The organism is Bradyrhizobium sp. 132, from assembly GCF_023074185.1.
Lineage (GTDB): Bacteria > Pseudomonadota > Alphaproteobacteria > Rhizobiales > Xanthobacteraceae > Bradyrhizobium.
Map to the genome: position 1 here is coordinate 1 of NZ_JADPKY010000100.1, position 21,009 is coordinate 21,009.

Consider the following 21,009-nt stretch of genomic DNA (forward strand, 5'->3'; position numbering starts at 1 on the left):
TGAATACCAAGGTCTTTGGACGCCTGCGCATACGACACGCCGCGCTGCTTGATCAGCCGCACGGCCTCAAGCTTGAACTCCCGCGTAAACTGCCTTCTCTCCATGACGCACCTCCTGCTCCATAAAACACCTAACTTGGTGTCTTCGGAACCGGGTGCAGCTCAGTCTGGAGCTTGACTAAGGTGGGGCCTTTTCAATTGACCTTGTAAGAGGCCTGAAAGAACGTACCCCAGCGCTCCATGCTGAATTTTGAAAACTGAGTCGCAGTGGTTCCCCGATAACAGCCTGTGCACGTCGTTTCGCTGTCCTTTTCGCTCCACATTGCCCAATAGCGCCCGCCGACGCCGATGCTGAGATTATCGGTAATGAAGTAGGACAACACGCCTTCAACCTGTACACCCCCGCCTCCGTTGCCGCGTTGATCAACGAAGGTCGTCCCCGGGCGCAAGAGATGGTGGTCGCGACCAGCGAAATCGGTCCAAGGCAGGTAAGCGACATCCGTGCTTAAACGCCAACGCTCGGTAAGCATGGTTTCGGCGCTCAGGCCGACGCGAGGTGCATTCCACTGCGTATCCTGGCTGCCAATGATTTGATCAGCCGACGCCGGGCATAGTGTCATGGGGTTGGCAATCTGCATGCATCCCATCGTGTCGGAGTTCTGGGCGTAATAGGCCCAGCCGATAAATCCGCCTAGCTTGTAGTTGGCGCCGCGCAAAAAATCGTAACCCGCGTCGACCGTATAATAGGTGAACCTTCCGTTTGCCTGGCCCGATATCGTGTTGCTATAAGAGACCCTGCTCGGGAGGCTCCAATCTTCATCGTTCATCTTTCCTTTATCGAAGCGCCCGATGCCGACGTTGCTCTTCAGGAACACTCCCCACGGGCTGTCAAGACGGCCAAATAATTCCCCGGAAAGTCCGTCGAGGCCATGGTAGGTGAGCCTTGATACAAGAATGTTAGGATCTCCAGTAGCGATCCCATGGGGAACAGCGCTGGCGTCCCATTGGAATCGTCCCCGGCTGAGCCAGAGCCGCGATCCGCCTTCGAACGACCAACCGGCCGTGTAAGCAATCGGCGGCGCGCCGGCAGGTGCTTTCGCATACAGCGGCGCATCGGCCCATTGCGCCGCCCATGGGGCGGCGCCAAAATGGTAGTTCAACCCGATCTTTCCGATGTGATAGCTGCTGGACAGGCTCGTTGTGTTCGCCGGAAGAATTGCGAACGGCGGAAGCTGCACCGTCGGAGGCGTTGCGACGCTTGGCCCACCGAAATGCAGATAGTCATACTCTACGTTGACCGACCATGCAGGCGTAAGCGCTTGTTCGACGCCCAGCCCGATGACGCCACCGACCTGACCATAGTCGAAATGAGTTTTCTTCTGTAGCCCGAGGTCATTGAATTCGTAGTTATTGAGGACGTTGCCCTGATTGTATTGCCAAGCCACGCCTCCCTTGAGATAGGCCAGCGTATGGCCGAGAGCGTCCAACACGTAACCGACGCGACCGGTCCCGGTGGTAAAGAGGTTTGGACCAGCCGTGCAGTTTGCGCTCACAACAAAGCCGGAGGCGGCCAGACAAGTATTTGTGCCATCGGAGACAGCGCCGCTGGCATCTAGTTCGACGCCAAAGACCCAGCCGTTCTTCTGCCAATTGTAGCCGATCTGGCCTCCTGCGAGGAACACTGGGGTATCGACGACGCCGCCATAGATTGACGGACCGTAGGGATTACCGAAGGAGGTTCGGCCGTACCCACCGCCGACGTGCCCGCCAATATAGCCTCCGGACCAGCTCCACACTGCTGGTGGCAGTTTCACTTCTGGCTCAAGGTCCGCCGCATTGGCTGCACCGGTTGCGATGAGCGCAATTGTTGTGGCTCCCGAAAGAAAAACTCCAGATCGCACCAATACTTCCTTCCCTGCATTTTCTCGGTCGACAACCGAGCGCCCTTAAGTTATCGCCGCAGCAAAACGTCGGGGCGGACCAGACGCTAACGGCGATGCGCCGAGCCCGTCCCGAAGACCATCGCACTGCGTGGTGATGATGATGACTGAGTAAAGCAAACCTCGTGCCGAAGAGAGTTCGAAGCTCTGCAGGCACTCCGTGAGGTGTGTAGCGTCAAGTTGCTGACATTTGTCTCAAGACTGACAGTCTGCGCTGCTATCGTCCGACAGGGCGTCGCGCTTCGAACAGTTGTCCCATCGCCCCTCAATACGCCGGTGTAGGGCATGCAACTCCGCATCGTTCAGCGCGGTGATCGAGGAAGCGCCGCTTGGTGTCGTCGGTCCCCGGGGCGATCGCCGCTGCAACCGCGGCCGGCAAGAGAGCTAAAGAACGGCGGCATCAGTTGCGTGATGCTCTCCGCCGACACCATCCAACCGCGCGCCGACTGGTGCTGATCGCCAGCGACGATCTCATTGCCGCCCCCTCAATCGCAATGGCCTCAAGACCGGCAACGGCAATCGCGTACCCCGAGCGCGTCACATCAATGCGCTCGAACTACCATATCCCGGTGTTTAAGCCTGCCGATGGCGGAGTAGTGTGGTCGCCGCCGGGCCGTGTCCCCGTTGGTCTGCTTCACCGGGATCGAGATTGGACCCGTGGCGCCAGCAACGCGCCTGTCGCGATCCGCCCAGTTCCTCGACCTGGTCGAACACCATCTTGATCCTGGACGCGCCGATCCGGGTCTTTCTCATAACGGTCGCCGGGCTTCATGAAGCCGACGGGCGCTGCCATAACCAACTCGTCCCGGAGCGCCTTCTCACAGCGTGCCGAGAGCGAGCGCTGGCGCAACAGATCCGGTTCGTACTCGTTGAGGCTGCCCCTTACCCCGAGCAGCAGGCGGTCGTTGCCATGCCTCAGCGCTTAGATGGTCTCCTGATCGACCAGAACCGGTATCGGCCACGCGGCACATCTCGATGAGTTGCTGCCAATCCCGACTGTTGCGAGCGAAGCGCGAGACGTCGCGGGCGCAAACCGCACCAACCCTACCAAGGCAAACCTCCGCTACCATTCGCTCGAAGCCGGCGTGTGTAAGCCGCCGGCGGCTGAACGACCGAGATCATCATCGATCACTTCGATCTCTGAATAAGCTGGGTGATGACGGACTGAGATAGGCGGCGTATCAGGCGGATGTCGAGCCTGCCAGAAGCTCTCAAGGAGCGCCGAAAGGTCGAGAGGCCATGGTGCGGTGTGTGGAAACGGCACTGAGCAATGCACGCCGCCGCGCGCCAGTTCAACACCACGCCGAAGATGGTGGCCAAATGGATCGAACGGCCGCACAATCTGCGCAACGTTCTGGCCGCGCTTGCATCGATGTCAGCGCGCCGCAGCTTGGCCCTCACAGATGCCGGCTCCAGAACACCAGCACATATATCCAGCAGCGTAGCCTTTGAAGAAGCCTCCCTCCTGATGCCCGTGTACAGGTGGGTGGCGTCGAGCTCGAGGATGATCTGCGGCGGGATCACTTGGACGGCTCCAGGAACGGCTTCAGGGGCGTCACCACTGCACGACGCTCTGTCGTTGTCAGGGCATTCCTTCCACCACCAAATTCTTGTTGCAAAAGAACGCCTCGCCGATTCGCGCCCCGATGCTCCTCAACAATGTGAAAAATGCACGCTGCGCTTAGGAGAGGCCCTGGCGGCACCCGCTGAGCTGTGCGTCATGAACGGAACGCTGCCATTGTAGTTCAGCGCTCGCTTGCGGGCAGCAGACCGATCAGCGCTTTAGCCTCCGACTTCAGAACTAGAATCGCAGCCTTCCGAGCATCTGCATCAAACCGACTCCGAATGGCGGAGACCGAGAGAGCGCCGCGCAATTGGCCATGAACGTCGATCACAGGCACAGCTGCGGCCGCGACCTCACGATCCCGCTCGCCGATCGAGACGTAGAAGCCACGATCTCTGACCTTCTTTCCATCAGTTGATGCAGAATCGCGGTAGGCGGTAAGAACACGGCCGGCAGCGCCGCGGTCAATCGGCAGTCGGTGACCCTCTTCGAGGTGATGCCGGACCGAACGCGGAGAATTGACGCGATAAAGGCAGATGCGCTCGTCGCCCTCCGCGATGTAGAAGGATGCGGTCTCTCCGGTAGCCTCGACCAGACGATGGAGCGAGGGTCTGATCAGGTCACCAAGGTCGAGCCCGCGCTGATAGAGCGCCCCAAGGCGCCATAGCTCCGGTCCGGGTCGAAATAGCCGGTTCGTACCCCGCACCAGGAAGCCATCCGCCTCCAGAGATGCGGCAAGGCGAAGGACTGTGCTCTTGTAGAGGTCAGTCGCATTCGCAATCTCCGTCAGCGTCATCGCGGCGCGCTCCGGGTCGAATGCCTTAAGGATTGCCAGTGCCCGCCCGACCGCATCAACCCCTGTTCTTACCATCGCTACCTCTGGTTCTGCTCTGCAGAACCAATAGTCAAAATGACGCCAGGAGTCCACCCAAGTTAGCGCGAGCACAATCCTGCACGCCAGAATACGATTGACTCCTCGTGAGAACGCGAGCTACTCGGTTCCAGGTTTCAGAACAAGTTCTATGGAGCGAAACAATGGGGCGGCCGGGACTTGCCGTGGACTTGCACGACGTCATGATTCGCTTCGGCGACTTCACGGCAGTCAAAAGCATGAACCTCCAGGTGGCCGAGACGGAATTCGTTGCAGTGGTGGGGCCGACCGGCTGCGGAAAATCGACCATTCTCAACACTGTCACCGGACTGCTGAAGCCCGCCGCCGGCGACGTTCGCATTTTCGGCAAGTCTCTTACGGGCCTGAACGGTCAGTCCGGCTACATGCTTCAACAGGAAGGGCTGCTGCCCTGGAAGACCGCCCAGGACAATGTCGGCCTCGGGCTCGTCTTTCAGGGCAGGTCGGTCGCGAAAGCGCGCGAGCAGGCACGGCCCTGGCTCGCCAAGGTCGGATTGAAGGGATTCGAGGAGCGCTATCTGCATCAATTGTCCGGCGGCCAACGCAAGCGCGTTGCGATGGCACAAACCCTCATCATGGAGCCCAAAATCGTTCTCATGGATGAGCCGTTCTCCGCGCTGGACGTTCACACACGCCGACTCATGCACCGCATCCTGCTCGACCTCTGGCAGGCGGACCGGCGCTCGCTCATCTTCATCACCCATGATCTCGATGAGGCGATCACGCTGGCGGACCGCGTCGTTGTGATGTCTGCCGGTCCCGCCAGCCGCATGGTTGCCGACGTCAGGATCACGCTCCCTCGTCCGCGCGATGTTTCTGCGCTGCAGACCACCGACGAATTCGTCGCGCTCTATCGTGAAATTTGGTCGCTGCTCGGCGCCGAAGTGGAGAAAAGCTATGTCACGCAGGGGTAGGGTCGCTCTCACGCAGTTCGCCATCCTGCTTGGCATGATCCTGATCTGGGAATTGGGCGTCTGGGCCGGACTGATCGATCCCTTCTTCTTTCCGGCACCGTCGACACTTGTCGTAAGGATCGGGGAGTGGATGTCGACGGCGGACTTTTGGGGCGATATTGGCATAACATTGCTGGAGACGGTCCTGTCGTTCCTGGCTGGCATCGGGATCGGCACAGCGCTTGGGATCTGGCTGGGCTTAAGCCCATTTGCTGCCGAAGTCGTTCAGCCCTTTATCAAGATGTTCAACGCCATCCCGCGGATCTTGCTTGGACCCATTTTCGTCATCTGGTTCGGATTGGGCCTCACCTCCAAGGTTGCGCTCGGCGTCACGCTGGTTCTATTCGTCGCATTCTTCAATACGTTCCAGGGCGTCCGCGAGGTCAATCCGGTCGTGCTGGCGAATGCCCGCCTGCTGCGTGCATCGAAGTCGTCCCTGCTACGGCACGTCTACCTGCCGTCCGCCACGACCTGGATTTTGTCGAGCCTGCGGGTGTCCGTCGGCATGGCTGTGATGGGAGCCGTGGTCGCGGAATATCTCGGCTCGTCCGCAGGATTGGGGCACTTAATTGCGCAGGCCGAAGGCGTCCTCGATGCGACCGGAGTGTTCGCAGGAATTATCGTTCTCTCCGCCTTCGTCGTTGTCCTCGATGCCATTGTCGACTGCGCGGAAAAGCGGCTCCTGGTCTGGCGGCCGGCGCCTGCGCACGAAAGCTGATCGTACGCTCTCCCCTCAATTATGGAGGTTCGCATGCACGTTTCCATAAGATTGATGCCGGTGGTGGCGCTGGCCGCATTCTCGGTCATTTTGGCGCATGCCACCGAGCCCGAGAAAACAAAATTGAAGATCGCGGTGGGGTCACAAATCCTCAACTATATGCCTGTCGAACTTGGAGTGAAGCTTGGCTCCTTTAAGGAAGAAGGCCTTGACGTTACCGTCGAGAACTTCCAGGCCGGTGGCTCAAAGGCTCTGCAGTCCCTGATCGGCGGCTCTGTCGACGGGACTATCGGCTTTTACGATCATACCATTCAGATGCAGGTGCTGGGTAAGCAAATTTCCTGCGTGTTCCTGCTGAATGACATTCCCGGCGTCCTGCTCGGTGTCCGCCGCGACCTCGCCGACAAGGTCAGATCCGGCGCCGACCTGAAGGGGCTCAGGCTCGGGATCACGGCGCCGGGGTCATCGACGGAGAGTATGGCGCGCTACTACATCAAGAAGTCAGGATTGGGTTCACGCGATGTCAACATCATTGCCGTCGGCAGCGGCGCACCGGGCATGGTGGCGCTTGAGGCCATGAACGTCGATGCCCTGGTCTATTTCGATCCCATCGCGACGCTTCTCGCGCGCAAAAAGAACGCGACAGCGCTGTTCGATGCGCGCACGATCGAAGGCTCAAAGCAGGCCTTCGGCGGGTCCTATCCGACCGCGTGTCTCTACCTTCAGCAGACTTTCATCGACAAAAATCCCGAAACGGTCCAGCGCCTGGTCAACGCCTTGCTCAAAACTCACCGCTGGATCAACGCAACGCCGACGGAGCAGCTCGTCGATACGATTCCTCCTGGTTACAAGACTGACAATCGCGAGGTGAATATCGAAATCATGAACGCATCGAAAGCGCTCTTCTCGCCAACCGGACAGATGGACATCGAGGCGGCCAAGGTCCCGCTGGCCGTCCTAAGCGACTTTGATCCAAAAATTGCTGCCGCAAAGATCGACTTGAACAAAACCTTCACCAATCGTTTTGCGGAACGCGCCGCACAACAACTGAAATAGCTGCCAGCCGGCCAAGCCCTCACCATCGGATCACCTAAAGGAAGGCGTCTTCAGATGTCTCTGCCGCTCACCGGCATCCGCGTCCTGGACCTGTCGAACGTGTTGGCCGGTCCGTTCTGCGGTTATCATCTCGCGCGTCTTGGCGCGGAGGTCATCAAAGTCGAAAATCCGAACGGCGGCGACCTCGCGCGGCGCCTCGGCGCCGATCCGCAAAGGGCAGAGCGCTTGCAGGGCCTCTCTTTTGTCGCGGTGAACGCCGGCAAGCAATCCGTGGCGCTGGACTTGAAGTCGGAATCGGGCCGCGAGGTATTCTTGCGACTCGTCAAGGAAGCCGATGTGGTGCTCGAAAGCTTCCGGCCGAAGGTGATGGAACGGCTTAGCCTAGGCTTTAATGTGCTCAGCAGGCACAACCCGCGTCTCGTCTACTGCGCGATCTCCGGCTTTGGGCAGAGCGGGCCATGGTCCGCCCGTCCGGCCTATGACCAGATCGTTCAGGGTCTGTCTGGTGCCATGAGCGTCACTGGCGATACGGCCTCGGCTCCCCTGCGCACCGGCTTTCCAATCTCGGACACGATTGCGGGACTCACTGCTGCCTTTGCCATCGCCGCGGCTCTGGTCGAACAGCGGCATAGCGGCCGCGGTCGGTTCATTGACGTGTCCCTGCTCGAAGCCACCGTTGCAGCGATGGGATGGGTCGTCTCCAACCACCTGAACGCTGGTGTGGAACCGCAGCCCATCGGCAACGAGAACTTCACCGCGGCTCCCTCCGGCACGTTCCGCACCGCAACAGGCCCGCTGAACATTTCCGCCAACGAGCAGAAGCAGTACCAAGCCCTATGCGACCTGATTGGCCGACCGAACCTGAAGACGGATCCACGCTTTGCTGAGCGCGAGATGCGCAAGGTCCATCGCGCAGCGCTGAACACGGAGTTGAACCAGGCGTTGAGTTGCAAGCCCGCTGAAGAATGGGAGGCCCAAATGAATCTGGCTGGAGTCCCCGCAGGCTGCGTGCTGACGGTCTCCCAAATCTTGCAGCAGCCACAGCTCCTCGAGCGCGGATTCGTCGAGACTTTGGCCCCAGAACAAGATGGTGCGCAGCCGTTACGAATCATGCGGCCGGGCTTCCGGCTGGATGAGGAGTTTTCGGTGCCTTCACCACCTGCGACGCTCGGAGCAGACACCGAGCGATGGCTGCAGCGGCTCGGCTATTCGTATGCGGAGGTCGAGCAGCTGGTCTCAACCCGGGCCGTCGGGACGCCAAAGCAACGGGCGGCTGATTTCCTGCCCGTCCGCGTAGCCGCGGACGGACCAATATCATGATATTCGACGGCTTGCGGCGATCGGCAATGGCAGGGTTGAAGGGGCGGAACCGCAAATGAGCGAAGAAGAATTGCGGCAGCAAGCGGCCCGTTGGTGGCGAACCTCCATCTGCGACATCGCGCCCGGTCGCATCGCCTATCGGGGTTATCCAATCGAAGATTTGATCGGCCGGATTTCCTTTCCCGCCATGATCTGGCTGATGTTGCGCGGCGATCTGCCGACGCCAGCGCAGGAGCGGCTGCTGCAAGCTGCGCTGGTCGCGTCCGTTGACCACGGTCCGCACGCGCCCTCCATCGCAATTGCGCAGATGGCGGTGAGCTGTGGGCTGCCCCTGAATGGTGCGATGGCGTCCGCCATCAATACACTCGATGAGGTGCACGGCGGAGCAGGGGAGCAGGCGGTCGAACTCTACGAAGATGTGCTGCGGAGGCGCGATGGCCTAGAGATCGGCGAGGCCGCGGCCGCCGCAATTGACCATTTCACTGCAAGGTGCGGCAAATATCTGCCCGGCTTCGGCCACCGGTTTCATTCGGTCGACCCCCGCGCCGCACCGCTATTGGCGCTGGTGGATGACGCAAGTGCTGAGGGCAGTGTCAGCGGCGACTATGCCAAGGCCGCCCGCGCGATCGAGCGGGTGATGCAGCAGCGCAAGGGCAAACTCATCCCAATGAACATTGATGGCGCGACCGCGGTCATTTACGGCGAGCTCGGATTCGCGCCACCGCTGGCGCGCGGCGTCTTCTGCCTGTCGCGAGCGGTCGGAATCCTGGCCCACGCCTGGGAACAGACCAGGCGCAAGGATCGTAACAAGGGACCGATGCCCAAGCAGTTTGGCTACAAATATGAGGGACAGCCGCGCCGCACGCTGGGAGGCCCGTCATGATGTATCTCGACAAGCCGCCTCAGCTGGCCGAGACCCGCGTGTTCTCGTCGATGCCGCGGAATTTCGTCGCCGTGGTGTTTCCTCGAAATGGGCCGGATGCCAACCGCGGAGGCCATCGGTGGATTGTTTCATCGAGGGGCCGTCGTTCGACAAGTCCGGGGATCTCTACGTCGTCGATATCCCCTTCGGCCGCATTTTCCGGATTTCGCGCGACGGGATCTGGTCTCTGATAATCGAATATGACGGCTGGCCGATTGGTCTGAAGATCGCACCTGATGGCCGGGGGCTGGTGGCCGACTACATGAACGGCCTCATGGAGCTCGATCCGCAGCGGGATACTATCAGCCCGCTTCTGGGGCAACCGCAATTGCGAGTCCTTCAGAGGCTGCAACGACCTGCATACCGCGACTAACGGCGACATCTATTTCACCGATCAGGGGCGAACTGGAGTGCACGATCCGACCGGCTGGGTGTCCGACTGTGTCCTGCCGGCCGGCTCGATTGCCTGATTTCGAACTGGCCAAGCCCGAGCGGGCTGGTGCTCAGCACCGACGAGGCCGTGTTGTTCGTTGCAATGACGCGCGACAACAGCAGCAGGCGCGTGCCGCTGATGCGTGACGGCGGGGCTGCGAAGGTGGGACGGTTCAGCTTGTCCTTCGGGACCAGCGGTCCTGACGGGCTGACGATGGATCAAAACGGGCGGCTCTTTGTCGCGCTCGCCTCCCTCGGCCACGTCTTCGTCATGGCGCCGAACGGCGAAACGATCGCCCGCATCAAGTCCTGCGCTGGGGCGACCTGCACGAACCTCGTATTGGAGGCGGCAAACGGCACATTGCTCATTACAGAATCCTCTACCGAATCAGTGTTGATGGCTGATTTCGTCACCTTCCTTGAACGTTCGCCAGCAGGAGCGACAGCGTGGTACCGAATCCCTTTACGCGACGGTCCACCGAATCAAGTTGCAGGAAGAAGCCCCATAGATGATTGGCTTGCCAGTTGCCGAGGCATTGGACTTGGCGACGAATGGATCGCATTTGTGTGCGATGATCCCAAACTGGCGGCATTGTGTGGGAAGCACGAAAGAACGACTCGGCTATCGTTTGTAAGGCTGGGTCGGGCTTCGCCCGCAACGGGCCGCCGCCGACCTGGCTCCGCGCCTTCTAGCCGGGCAGGTTTCCGCTCGCGGTCCACGAGCCTTGAGAAGACCATCGTATCGCTCCGCACCATGAAGAACGATTTGATGGTTGATACCCGCCAAAAAAGTCGAAGAGGTAACCCGCTCGCAGTGGGAGTAAGCACCGCATCAGCACCGAGGTTCTCGATTGTCCTCGGCCGCGACGCACGCGTTGGAGCGTTCGTTTTGAGAGCAACAAGCAGCAGGATTTTCTGCCTTGAAAGTCTTTAGTGACAGGACCAGGAGCGCTTTTAAGTGTGGAGCAGAGGTCGCAGTACTGTCATAGCCTCTTGCGCGCGCGCAATCCTCCAACCCGATATCCCCTCTCCTCGTAGAAACGGCGTACCCGTTCTAAGGCCGGATAGCCATCAGGGGGCAACGCAACCTCAATCATCTGCCAGCCTCGGCGCTTCGCCTCCGAACGTACCGCCTCGAGCAGATGCCCACCGCGGTCAGAGCTTCGGAAGTCCCGAGAAATCCATAGCTCCTGAAGCACGCCGTACGCTCCAGCTGCTCTCACGGCCAGTACGGCGGAGATGGCAGCGATCCCTACAATCTGCCCGGTGGCTTGTTCCTCGATGACAAAAATGAAGCCCTCTTCGGGATCCTGAATCAGGCGCAAAGCAGTCTGCTTTGCGCCTTCAAGGCTGAACTCTGGTCCGAGACCACCTAATTCAGAAAGTAGCTTTCCGACGGCTTCTACGATCGCGTTCTCATCTCCTGGCACGCCTTTGCGCAAAGCCGTGCCCCCGTGGGGCAAGCCTTGCGCTTCAGCGCCAACACGAACACCCGTCACGTTAGTCCCTCCAGTCCCTCTTGAGGATATCCATGTTCAGAAGGATACAGAGAACGCAACTGAGAGAAACTATCAAGCTCGATAGGGAATAGGACGTCCGCACTCGCTATAACCAACAGAGGTGAGGTAAGTGCAAGCTGTTGCCGTTCTCAGAATCGACCGCGGCTTGACCCGCTGCGAACTCAGTTGGATCTCCTTCGACTAGATAGGGAATCCACGAGACGGCACATTCGCGCGTGGGCAGGCCGGCCATGCCGATCAAACATTTCGTAGGAGTGATTGCTGATCATCACTCACGAGAGTCGATTCAGTACATCTTGCAGCATGATCATCGGCGTGGCATAGGGCGCATCAGCTCGGCGCGTCCGAAGGTGAGATTCCCCACACTCGTGTGCGTCACTCGTACAAAGTTGCGCGAGCCGGGACAGGTATCATACGCGTGCGCCCGACAAAATCGTCTGAACAACATCGCGAAAAGATTTTGCACGCTAATGCACTATCTTAAGCTTACCTCGAAGAATCGAAAGATAATGGCAAGCACTGCTTGTTTGGACCTTCGCTCCTCGTTTAAGGGACCTTCACGGAAGGGGAGTGGTTGCGATGGAGCATGGGCAGGCCGAACTGGTCGGAGGGAAACCTGTAATCTTCGGCCAGCGTAAGGTGCGGCCGCGAGCGTGCGTGGCCGTGGGCAAGCGGCATCTGCGCGCCTTTCTACGCGATGTGCTAGAGGATATGGGGTTTGTGATCAGCGAATGCGAGACTGCTGACGAGCTGCCGCGCGTACTCTGTACGGACTTCCCTGATCTGATCCTGCTCGGCATTGGCTCGGATCGCATCGAGCCTGGACGATTGCTCGAGATACTCGTACGCGAAGAATTTGCAGGCAGAGTGCTGGCGTTCGGCGCCCGCGAGTCGATCGTCATGACGGCAGTGCAGCAGGTCGGGGGCGAATATGGACTTGATATGCTGCCGCCGCTGAGGACGCCGTTTGCAGCCGAGACGCTGCGCGATCGGGTCGCCATGCTCTTGCCCAGAGAGCCGGCGCCCCGTCCCGCAGTCCATGTCGGAGAAGCCTTACACGCTGGCTGGCTTGAGCTCTGGTATGAGCCGAACTTTGACCCGTGTACCCTCAGCCGCCGCGGCGCCGAGGCGCTTGTGCGAATGCGGCATCCGACCTGGGGCGTTGTTCCACCAGCGTATTTCATCCCGGAGGCTCACGATCCGCATTTTAGGGACTTGTCGCAGTTCGTGATCGACCGCGCGATCAAGGATTGGAAGTATCTTCTGGAGCAGCAAACTTCGACCGATCTCTCCATCAATCTCCCGGCAGCATTCCTGATTGACCCGCAGGCGGTACGCGATCTCTGTCAGCGCATGCCGTCGCACCCCGCTTTCGGCGGCTTGACGATCGAAATCGAGAGCGAGGAAGCGATCCAGAACCTAGATCTCCTGATCGAGGTCGCGCGTGAGGTTCGCTTTCACAACATTGGCCTTGCAATCGACAATATCGGCGCCAATTGGCCGCAGCTGATGGGGCTCGAAAAATTCCCGTTCATGAAATTAAAAGTGGACCGGCAGTACGTCGCCGGTTGCGGAAATGGGCCCCTGAAGCGAACGGTGTGCCGCCATATCGTCGATCTAGCCAAAGAGTACAGTGTGCGCACCGTCGCCGCAGGCGTGGAGAGCCACGCCGACCTGATCGCTGTGACCGAACTCGGCTTCAACCTTGCGCAGGGCCATCTGTTCGGAAAGGCCATGCCGCTGAAGCAATTTGCACAGTCATCTTTCAGCCCTGTTCCACTTCGTCCAAAATAGTTGCATGAGGAGTGACTGAGCACAGCCAGGCAAAGCGTACCAGCGCTGGCCCGCGCGGCCATGCCTACTCGGCACCAGGCATGCGGTTGACAGCAATTAAATCGGCCACTTTGCAAACCCAGTATCGCTTCTCCCGGCCGAGCTTCATTTCCCTCCGAAGCGATGCCGAAGGTTATTGTAGCAAGCCTCCAGCGAGTCAATCCGCGGAGTTAACGTTGCAGGCGTGAGCGCGGCTTGGACAAAATCTCCGGTCAGGGCGTGTGACCGGAGGTTTGCCGACATCCGGCGTAGACGTGCGTCGGCTCGCGGCTTCTACTCGCGCCGCCGGTTTCGGGAATCGTCGAGCGTCGCTTGGCCCCGCGTTGCCATGCCAGACAAACCGACGGAAGCTCGCAGCAGTCGAGTCGCGACTGGCTATCGGAGTAGGGGCCCGAGGGCTCGCACGGCTTGATATTGAAGCGGCCCATGCTGTCGCAGATGCAACATGGTCTCAGACCCCGCACAGCACCATTGGGCAAGTTGCCCATCATTGAGCGCGCCTGTCCTTGGCACGGCATTTGAAAGGGATCGCCAATGGCATCGCTCGCCTAAGGAGTCGGAAGGCATGGCTTACAAGATCGTCGCTTCGCAATGTACCGTTTGTGGGGCATGTGAGTTCGAGTGTCCCAACGCGGCGATCAGCCTCAAGCGCGACATTTACGTTATCGATGCAAAAAAGTGTACGGAGTGCGAGGGCCATTCCGACACGCCGCAATGCGCTGTGGTCTGTCCGGTGCCTGACACCTGTGTCCCGTCTAAGACAACATAAGCAGCCCGCGTCCAGAAGGCTTCACCGCTCGATTTCGCGCACGAAGGAGTAGATGTCAAGCTTGTGGAGGCCGCCTTCCGCGTGCGGCGCATCGAGGTCGATCAACATCGTTATGAGCTTAAGGCGCTGATCGACTCCGAGAAACCCTCGAAGGGCTCTGTCAGAGGAGACCGTCAAATTTGTCTCGAATAATGACAAGGCCGCCTCGATGCTCCAGGTCGTCGCGTTGAGGCTTATCGTCGTTGGCTGACGAGCCGAGGCGAGGTGGACGGGCGTCGAATATCCCAAGATCAGCTTGCAGGATATCTAAAGCTACGTCGCTTCGAAGCCGAAGAGACGGTCTCCACGCGCGACGAGATCGGTCCGGAGATCCTGAAGACGTACGAGAAGCTGGGCATCCGCTTGCCCACGGTCACGATGCACGAGTGCATGGAGCTAGGGTCGTAACAGGATCAACACCCGCTTGGCGTACTCGGATGAGCCAACGCGAGCAGACGGACGCATTCACAAGCGGAGGCTCCACAGATCTAGGCGTTTTTACCAGGCCGGGAGTAAGACCGTTGTGCCCTAGCTGGTACAGCTCGCAATCGCTTGGGCAATATCGCGGCGACACTTAGTAGGTTGACGGATCGATCCTCGTGCGCCTAATGCCAGCCGTCGTGGTCTTCGGATTCGTTTGATCCGGAGCTAAGAGGGAAGCCGGTGCAATGCCGGCGCTGCCCCCGCAACTGTAAGCGGCGAGCCGCTGTCCAACGAAGTCACTGAAGCCATGCGGCTTCGGGAAGGCCGGACAGCAGCGACGACCCGCGAGCCAGGAGACCTGCCTCGACAATATATCGTCCACGGGCGGGGTGTCCCGGTGTGCGCCAAGCAGCTGTCGCTCACGCGATATTCGCTGCATGCGTCCGCCATGGCCTTTGCCCCAATCATGGGGTCTGAGCTATGTCTTTTCTTTCGCTTCCCGTTGCCACACTGGGGACGTCACGCATCGGCCCACGACGCGAACTCAAAGTCGCGCTCGAGAGCTACTGGGCGGGAAACTCCAGCGAAGCCGAGCTCCTCGAGGCGGGGAGTGGACTTCGTGCCGCTAATTGGGCACGGCAGAAATCCCGCGGTGCGACCGTCATTCCTTCGAATGACTTCTCGTTTTACGACCATGTGCTCGATACCAGCCTAATGGTTGGCGCCATTCCCGACGTCTACGGCTGGACCGAAGGTCCTGTGTCGCTCAAGACCTACTTCACCATGGCGCGTGGCGCTCAGGACGGTGGTCACGCTCAGCATGGGCCTGGCGTAGCCGCTCAGGAAATGACGAAGTGGTTCGATACCAACTACCACTACATGGTGCCGGAATTTCACCGGGATCAGATCTTTAAGTATTCCTCTCGAAAGCCGATCGAGGAATATGAGGAGGCAAAAAGCCTCGGCTACCAAACGCGCCCCGTCCTAGTTGGCCCAGTCACTTTCCTGAAGCTTGGCAAAAGCGCAAATCCCGCATTCAATCCGCTGTCGCTGCTCGATCGGCTCCTCCCAGTCTATGTCGATGTTCTCCGCGAACTATCCTCGCGCGGTGCTGAATGGGTTCAGCTGGACGAGCCATGCCTAGTGATGGACGTCGACGAAGCATCGCGGGCGGCTGTCCGCTGGGCCTATGCTCATTTCGCAAAGGTTGTGCCGGCCCTTAAAATAATGCTGGCCACATATTTCGGGGCTATCGGCGACAATCTTGAAACAACCTTGGCCTTGCCCGTTGCCGGGCTTCATGTGGATCTGGTTCGGGCACCTGACCAGTTGGACGCAATTGTCGCCACAACCCGTAGAGATCTCGTGGTCTCACTAGGCGTCGTTGATGGTCGGAACGTGTGGCGCTCCAATCTTCCGGCGCTGCTCGACCAACTTGCTCCTATGGTCCAAAAATTGGGCAGGCACCGTGTTCAGATTGCTCCTTCCTGCTCGCTGCTTCATGTTCCGATCGACATTGAGCTAGAGACCGATCTCGATCCCAATCTGAAGACATGGCTGGCGTTCTCAGTTCAGAAGATCAAGGAACTTTCGATATTGGGCAAAGCGCTGGCCGGCCATGCTGCCGAGGTGGCCGATGAACTTGCGCTTTCGGAGGAGGCAGCCGTCACCCGCGAAACATCGCCCGAGATCCACAATGCGAATGTCGCCGGACGAATCGCCGCGATCGACGATAGCATGCTTCGCCGTCGCAGCGCGTTCACCCAGCGTGCCGACGTCCAGCGCGTCTCGTTCGCATTGCCGATGTTTCCAACGACAACCATCGGATCCTTCCCGCAAACGGCCGATGTCCGGAATGCGCGCGCGGCTCATGCGCGGGGAACGTTGAATGACACGCAGTACGAGCAGCTTCTGAAAGCGGAGACAGCCCGTACCGTGAAGTGGCAGGAAGATATCGGCCTGGACGTGCTCGTACACGGTGAGTTCGAGCGCAATGACATGGTTCAATACTTTGCCGAGCAGCTGTTGGGCTTCGCTTTCACCAAGCATGGCTGGGTTCAGTCTTATGGCTCGCGGTACGTTCGTCCGCCTATCCTGTTCGGAGATGTCTCCCGGCCGAAGCCCATGACCGTTGAATGGTGGCGCTATGCGCAGTCTCTGACCAAAAAACCCGTCAAGGCTATGCTGACCGGACCGGTGACGATCCTGAACTGGTCGTTTGTCCGTGACGACATCTCGCGGCGCGAGACATGCCGACAGATCGCTCTCGCGATCCGAGATGAGGTCATCGACCTTGAGGCGGCTGGAGCGACCATGATCCAGATCGACGAGGCTGCGTTGCGGGAGGGATTGCCGCTACGCAAATCGCAGTGGAAGAACTATCTCGATTGGGCGGTGGACAGCTTCCGCCTTTGCTCCTCCCCGGTCGCCGACGGAACTCAGATCCATACTCACATGTGTTATTCCGAGTTCAACGAAATCATCGATGCGATCGCAGCAATGGATGCCGACGTCATTTCAATCGAGACGTCGCGTTCTAAGATGGAATTGCTCGAGGCCTTCAAGAGCTACAAATATCCAAATGAGATCGGGCCCGGCGTCTATGACATTCATTCACCGTGCATTCCCGCAGCGGCGGAAATCAAGCAGCTGATTGTGTTGGCGCGGCAGCGAGTTTCCGATCGGCAGCTCTGGATCAATCCCGACTGCGGACTGAAAACGCGAAGGTGGGAGGAGGTGCGTCCCGCGCTCGTCAATATGGTGGCCGCCGCACGCGAGTTGCGGGCCGAGCCATGATGGGCCGGAGCGTTTCGCCAACGCGTTTGTGAACAAGATGCACGCGCTTTGGGGGCTTACGATGTCCTTGGGAGCTTTCAAAGTTCCCAGCGCCGCGGAATGCGGGCGGGCGTCGGCGGAGGCGGTCGCATACAGCCGGCGACAAGCTCGATTCTCGACCCGACGGCCGACAGCATGCCGGCGAGGTCCGATCAGGTCCTATTGCGACGTCATTAACGCTCGACGCGAAGCACAGCCCGACTTTTTCATTTATCCATCGCGTGGATGCGTCTCATCACAACAATCTATTTTACGGTCCTTACGGAACGTCATACGAAATTCAGGCCCTGGCACGCTCTTCGGGAGAGGTAATCGAGCGTTGTTGGTTTTTGGGGACGTGCCAATGCTGCTGTGCGACGGCAAACTGCCGCTTGTGTTTCAGGGCACGGCAGCCAAACCGGCGCAGGATCCCATCTCGGTCAAGGCACTGCCATCCCAACCGGACAGCGGGCGAGTGGTGGAAAAGTCGTGAAGTTTCCGACAGGAGCGGAAGGCAAACGGCTCCAGATTTCGCGCGGAGTGATATCCGTTTCTCCTTGTTTGACGGCGAATGCCCTCGCCGAAGATCGATCGGCGGTAAGTCCTCCCTGCCGACGAAAGCTGGTGCGATGCGTAAAGCAGCGTCGTTCCTGCGTGACTTTCGCCTGGCCTCCGGAGGAGGCCGGGCTTTTTTTGGTGCGCCAGGCATGGCGCGGACCGCCGTGACTGGCGCGATTCGACCGGAGTGGTGTCCGGTCGATGACTTGGAGGTCAGAGTCCTTTCCTGGGCACCATCAACTTCTTGATGTGCAGCAATTCGAGAAGTTATGCTCTTTCAGAGTGTTGCGCTGGCCCCGACTGTGTAACAATGGGGTGTAACATTGCTGTTCAGGGTTGTTCGGCCGATGCGCCGGGACGGGTCTTGCTTTCCTTCATTCGTGCGGCGCATTCCAGCGGACGTCCGCGCCAAGGCTGCGGGCATCGAGCTGGCTATTCCGCTCGGTGATGATTTCGTTTTTGTGACGCCTAGCGAGAGCGCTCAGGCCGTTCGATTTTCCCTCCGCACCCACAAGCCCAGCGAAGCGAAGTCGCGCATGGAGTCGCCGCGGCCTATCTAGAGGGTGCTTGGCAGGCCGTCCGCAATGACGCTCCCGTGCATCCGACCCACCGCCAGGCAACGGCCTTGGCAGGCGAACTCCATCGCGTCTGGACGGACAGCGAGAGCCGCGCCCGGAGTGTCGCCATAGTTCATGCGCCGGGTGTCGGCTGGCTGGACGCCGGACACTGAGAGTCACGAGGAGCAGGAAGCTCACTGGGCGGCCGTAACGGAGATGTGGGAGAGGGTCGGCCAAAAAAATAGAGAAGCTGCTCGGGCCCATCGTGGACCGCGTCTTACTGACCAAGGGCATCCGCGGCGTGGACAGCGAATCGCGCGCTCTCTTGATCACCGGCTTTGGATGGCGCTGAGGGACGCGTTCGCAAGCCGGCACCGCAACGCTGGCCGCGACTATTCGTCCGACCCCAAGGCGGGCCTCTGGCGCCCGTGGAAGCGACCATGGACACCTGCCAAGCGCTTGATGCAACGTGGGCTCGATCCGGAGCGGGCATGGCAGTCGGCCTTCAACGGCCGTGGCCTGGTGGAATGCCGGGGCCAGCCACATGAACGACGCTTATCGCGCCGCCTTTTTCGTGCACCTCGGTCTGCCGTTCCTCATTGGACTGCACCGCCATCTCAATCGGGCTTGACTAACCGCGGTTTACGGGTCCGTACGTAGGGTGGTGTGGGAGGGGGAAGCCGCGAGGCTTCCTCCTACCCGATCGCTTGGTTATGAGTGACAGCACGGGATCATTCATTTTAACGTCATTGCGGGACGCCGGGTTCTTGCGTCGCATCTGCTATCATTCGGCAAGATATGAGGCCGGTGCTGTTAATCCTATCTGTCTATTGAAGGCTTCGGCGTCGTGTTCGTCCGGGTGGGTAGTATCGGATACTCGATCTTAGGTAGCCGCCCGGTAAGCGAATTCAGGAACGCGACAATGTCGTTTTCTTCCCCATCGCTAAGCTTGGCGCCGAGCTGGATTTCACTCATCAAGGCAACAGCTTGCTTCAGGCTCCAAACCTGGCCCGAATGGAAGTAAGGGGCTCGCAAAGCAACGTTCCGCAACGGCGCAGCGCGGAAGACATATTCGTCGCCGACCGCCTTGGTGACCGCGAATCGGCCCTTATCGGCTTGCGGAAGCAGGGGTGCGTCCGGCTTCTTCATCACGCCGAACTGGAAGTAGGCCTGTCCACCGACATTGATTCCATTGTGGCAAGAGGAGCATCCCTTCTCCATAAACAGCGCCAACCCTGACTTCTGCTGATCATCGAGAGCATGTGTATTGCCCTCCAAATACTGATCGAACGGGGCCGCAGGTGTGATGAGAGTGGCTTCAAAAGCCTCGATTGCCTTCGCAAAGTTTTCAAAGCTGACCGGTCTCGCCTCGTTCGGGAAAGCATTTTTGAACAAGACGACATAACTGGCCATTGAGTTCAAGGTGTCGAGCACATGATCCGGAGTCGCATTCATTTCGGCACTCGCCTGCACAGGGCCAGTTGCTTGCGCCTTGAGGTCCGCGGCGCGTCCGTCCCAGAATTGCGCCGAATTGAACACCGCGTTGTAGACGGTTGGGGCCCGACGTAGGCCGACCTTCCAGCCGTGACCGACTGAGGTCGGACCGGCATCGACTCCGCCGCTGCCGAGATTGTGGCACGTATTGCAGCTAATGATCTCGCTTGCCGATAGCCGCGGATCGAAGAACAGAATTTTGCCAAGCTCGACCTTTTCATGCGTGACTGGATTGTCCTTTACCGCAGGAATGATTGAGGGGATCGGATGGAAGATCTGCCTGGCGGTTCTCATCAGATCATCGTCCGCGCTAGCTCCTGACGACATCAACAGGCCAATCGCCAAAACAGATGCTTCAGCCACAAGCCGAAGCTCCCGGATCGATTTGTTCATACACCCGCCTCATCAGTTCTGATTGATACGAAGGAAACAGTCGAAAGCGATGCCACACTCTGTTCCCTCAACGGGCCGGCGCAGCATGCACCGGATCCTGTGAAGCGAGGCTGCATCAAATATTCGATTTCGAGGTGCTCGCTGCCGGCGTTCGCCCAAGAGGCTTTAAGCCGTTATTTGATTCGCGAATTCGCTTTGAGCTTAGATCACGACCTTGGTAGATCAGACTAGCGCCTCAACCTTCGGAATGATGGCCGATCTGACAACAATAAGCGTGCCGAAAAAGGATAATTTGTCCGGTGGCCGCATCGGTTCTCCATTGAGCGATTGGGTGGCCAATACGCTCCAGCGAAGTTGATCTATCCGTGTTGCACCGCTGGTCGCGCTCAGCGCTCACGGTGTCGCTGGACAATAGCAACCCCCATGCCAGTCTTGCATCTGACATGCAAGCTGCTGATTTAGGTACAAAACGAGTCCGGGCTGCCGAACAACGTCGGATGTCTTGCTTTGATGAATACATACAGTGTCACAGATGCGACAAGCGCCAGTCCCGGCTAGACATCATCGCTCAGGAAGTTTTGTGATGAGATCCGATTGCCAGGCTTGCCGGCCACACGTGGCACGGCGGTACAAAGATCTACGCTGGCCTACGGCGAAACACTGAGCCGAGGCGCCCGGCGGTGCGCATCGCTCACGATTTCGCCTCGCCCTGCCGACTGAAGGCTCGCCGACTCAGTTCGGGTCGGCTCTTTGCGCGCCGCCTCCGAAATCGCGCTCGTTTGTAACAGACGAGCC

General features: G+C 59.3%; 16 protein-coding genes, 1 pseudogene and 1 riboswitch. Of the genes and pseudogenes, 11 read left to right on the forward strand and 6 right to left on the reverse strand.

What is annotated here, in order from left to right:
* The coding region (locus tag IVA74_RS19980) for a transposase (protein WP_247340152.1) at positions 1-104 on the reverse strand (104 nt) is incomplete at its 3' end.
* Between the two features lie 89 nt (positions 105-193).
* Positions 194-1,900: an outer membrane beta-barrel protein gene (locus IVA74_RS19985; protein ID WP_247347479.1), complete on the reverse strand. Its 1,707-nt coding sequence runs from the start codon at positions 1,898-1,900 to the stop codon at positions 194-196.
* Between the two features lie 1,309 nt (positions 1,901-3,209).
* Here IVA74_RS19985 and IVA74_RS19990 point away from each other — a divergent pair.
* Positions 3,210-3,683 carry a hypothetical protein gene (locus tag IVA74_RS19990; RefSeq protein WP_247347481.1) on the forward strand — a complete coding sequence of 158 codons (474 nt, stop codon included), beginning with the start codon at positions 3,210-3,212 and terminating at the stop codon, positions 3,681-3,683.
* Between the two features lies 1 nt (position 3,684).
* Here the strand turns inward: IVA74_RS19990 and IVA74_RS19995 are convergent, their stop codons facing one another.
* A complete protein-coding gene (locus tag IVA74_RS19995) occupies positions 3,685-4,374 on the reverse strand; it encodes an IclR family transcriptional regulator (RefSeq protein WP_249804631.1) in 690 nt (229 codons plus the stop codon).
* 164 nt (positions 4,375-4,538) lie between these two features.
* On the opposite strand from IVA74_RS19995, the gene IVA74_RS20000 reads away from it, so the two are divergent.
* The 6 genes and pseudogenes from IVA74_RS20000 to IVA74_RS20025 form a co-directional block, all read left to right on the forward strand.
* Positions 4,539-5,327: an ABC transporter ATP-binding protein gene (locus IVA74_RS20000; RefSeq protein ID WP_247299133.1), complete on the forward strand. Its 789-nt coding sequence runs from the start codon at positions 4,539-4,541 to the stop codon at positions 5,325-5,327.
* Positions 5,311-6,084: an ABC transporter permease gene (locus tag IVA74_RS20005; RefSeq protein WP_247283999.1), complete on the forward strand. Its 774-nt coding sequence runs from the start codon at positions 5,311-5,313 to the stop codon at positions 6,082-6,084. Before IVA74_RS20000 ends, IVA74_RS20005 begins: the two co-directional genes overlap by 17 nt.
* Positions 6,085-6,117: 33 nt before the next feature.
* Positions 6,118-7,140, forward strand: a complete 1,023-nt coding sequence (locus IVA74_RS20010) for an ABC transporter substrate-binding protein (RefSeq protein ID WP_247347486.1) — start codon at positions 6,118-6,120, stop codon at positions 7,138-7,140.
* 54 nt (positions 7,141-7,194) lie between these two features.
* Positions 7,195-8,460: a CoA transferase gene (locus tag IVA74_RS20015; RefSeq protein WP_018454575.1), complete on the forward strand. Its 1,266-nt coding sequence runs from the start codon at positions 7,195-7,197 to the stop codon at positions 8,458-8,460.
* 55 nt (positions 8,461-8,515) lie between these two features.
* On the forward strand, positions 8,516-9,343 hold the full coding sequence (locus tag IVA74_RS20020; protein WP_018454574.1) for a citryl-CoA lyase: 828 nt from the start codon (positions 8,516-8,518) through the stop codon (positions 9,341-9,343).
* Positions 9,340-10,220: pseudogene (locus tag IVA74_RS20025) on the forward strand (SMP-30/gluconolactonase/LRE family protein); the annotation flags it as partial. The gene IVA74_RS20020 and the pseudogene IVA74_RS20025, both read left to right, overlap by 4 nt.
* Positions 10,221-10,797: 577 nt before the next feature.
* On the opposite strand, the gene IVA74_RS20030 reads toward IVA74_RS20025, so the two are convergent.
* On the reverse strand, positions 10,798-11,313 hold the full coding sequence (locus IVA74_RS20030) for a GNAT family N-acetyltransferase (protein WP_247347488.1): 516 nt from the start codon (positions 11,311-11,313) through the stop codon (positions 10,798-10,800).
* 600 nt (positions 11,314-11,913) lie between these two features.
* On the opposite strand from IVA74_RS20030, the gene IVA74_RS20035 reads away from it, so the two are divergent.
* The gene (locus tag IVA74_RS20035; protein WP_247347490.1) at positions 11,914-13,128 is read left to right on the forward strand and encodes an EAL domain-containing response regulator; all 1,215 of its coding nucleotides are present in this window, start codon (positions 11,914-11,916) and stop codon (positions 13,126-13,128) included.
* A gap of 604 nt (positions 13,129-13,732) precedes the next feature.
* Positions 13,733-13,936: a 4Fe-4S binding protein gene (locus tag IVA74_RS20040; protein WP_083926370.1), complete on the forward strand. Its 204-nt coding sequence runs from the start codon at positions 13,733-13,735 to the stop codon at positions 13,934-13,936.
* Positions 13,937-13,957: 21 nt separating this feature from the next.
* Here IVA74_RS20040 and IVA74_RS20045 read toward each other — a convergent pair whose 3' ends face one another.
* The gene (locus tag IVA74_RS20045; protein ID WP_247347493.1) at positions 13,958-14,224 is read right to left on the reverse strand and encodes a hypothetical protein; all 267 of its coding nucleotides are present in this window, start codon (positions 14,222-14,224) and stop codon (positions 13,958-13,960) included.
* 355 nt (positions 14,225-14,579) lie between these two features.
* A riboswitch (cobalamin riboswitch) is annotated at positions 14,580-14,779 on the forward strand.
* Between the two features lie 99 nt (positions 14,780-14,878).
* Here IVA74_RS20045 and metE point away from each other — a divergent pair.
* On the forward strand, positions 14,879-17,194 hold the full coding sequence (gene metE, locus IVA74_RS20050) for a 5-methyltetrahydropteroyltriglutamate--homocysteine S-methyltransferase (protein ID WP_247347495.1): 2,316 nt from the start codon (positions 14,879-14,881) through the stop codon (positions 17,192-17,194).
* 382 nt (positions 17,195-17,576) lie between these two features.
* Positions 17,577-17,705, forward strand: a complete 129-nt coding sequence (locus IVA74_RS40990; protein ID WP_256464700.1) for a hypothetical protein — start codon at positions 17,577-17,579, stop codon at positions 17,703-17,705.
* 1,441 nt (positions 17,706-19,146) lie between these two features.
* Here IVA74_RS40990 and IVA74_RS20055 read toward each other — a convergent pair.
* Positions 19,147-20,214, reverse strand: coding sequence for a cytochrome-c peroxidase (locus IVA74_RS20055; protein ID WP_249804344.1), 1,068 nt, complete (start codon positions 20,212-20,214; stop codon positions 19,147-19,149).
* Positions 20,215-21,009 lie beyond the last annotated feature (795 nt).

Bases quoted from the DNA above. Each gene is read 5' to 3' on its own strand.
- IVA74_RS20015 (WP_018454575.1), top strand. From the start codon at position 7,195: ATGTCTCTGCCGCTCACCGGCATCCGCGTCCTGGACCTGTCGAACGTG.
- IVA74_RS40990 (WP_256464700.1), top strand. From the start codon at position 17,577: ATGCTGCTGTGCGACGGCAAACTGCCGCTTGTGTTTCAGGGCACGGCA.
- IVA74_RS19990 (WP_247347481.1), top strand. From the start codon at position 3,210: ATGCACGCCGCCGCGCGCCAGTTCAACACCACGCCGAAGATGGTGGCC.
- IVA74_RS20010 (WP_247347486.1), top strand. From the start codon at position 6,118: ATGCACGTTTCCATAAGATTGATGCCGGTGGTGGCGCTGGCCGCATTC.
- IVA74_RS20055 (WP_249804344.1), bottom strand. From the start codon at position 20,214: ATGAACAAATCGATCCGGGAGCTTCGGCTTGTGGCTGAAGCATCTGTT.
- IVA74_RS20040 (WP_083926370.1), top strand. From the start codon at position 13,733: ATGGCTTACAAGATCGTCGCTTCGCAATGTACCGTTTGTGGGGCATGT.
- IVA74_RS20020 (WP_018454574.1), top strand. From the start codon at position 8,516: ATGAGCGAAGAAGAATTGCGGCAGCAAGCGGCCCGTTGGTGGCGAACC.
- metE (WP_247347495.1), top strand. From the start codon at position 14,879: ATGTCTTTTCTTTCGCTTCCCGTTGCCACACTGGGGACGTCACGCATC.
- IVA74_RS20035 (WP_247347490.1), top strand. From the start codon at position 11,914: ATGGAGCATGGGCAGGCCGAACTGGTCGGAGGGAAACCTGTAATCTTC.
- IVA74_RS19995 (WP_249804631.1), bottom strand. From the start codon at position 4,374: ATGGTAAGAACAGGGGTTGATGCGGTCGGGCGGGCACTGGCAATCCTT.
- IVA74_RS20005 (WP_247283999.1), top strand. From the start codon at position 5,311: ATGTCACGCAGGGGTAGGGTCGCTCTCACGCAGTTCGCCATCCTGCTT.
- IVA74_RS20000 (WP_247299133.1), top strand. From the start codon at position 4,539: ATGGGGCGGCCGGGACTTGCCGTGGACTTGCACGACGTCATGATTCGC.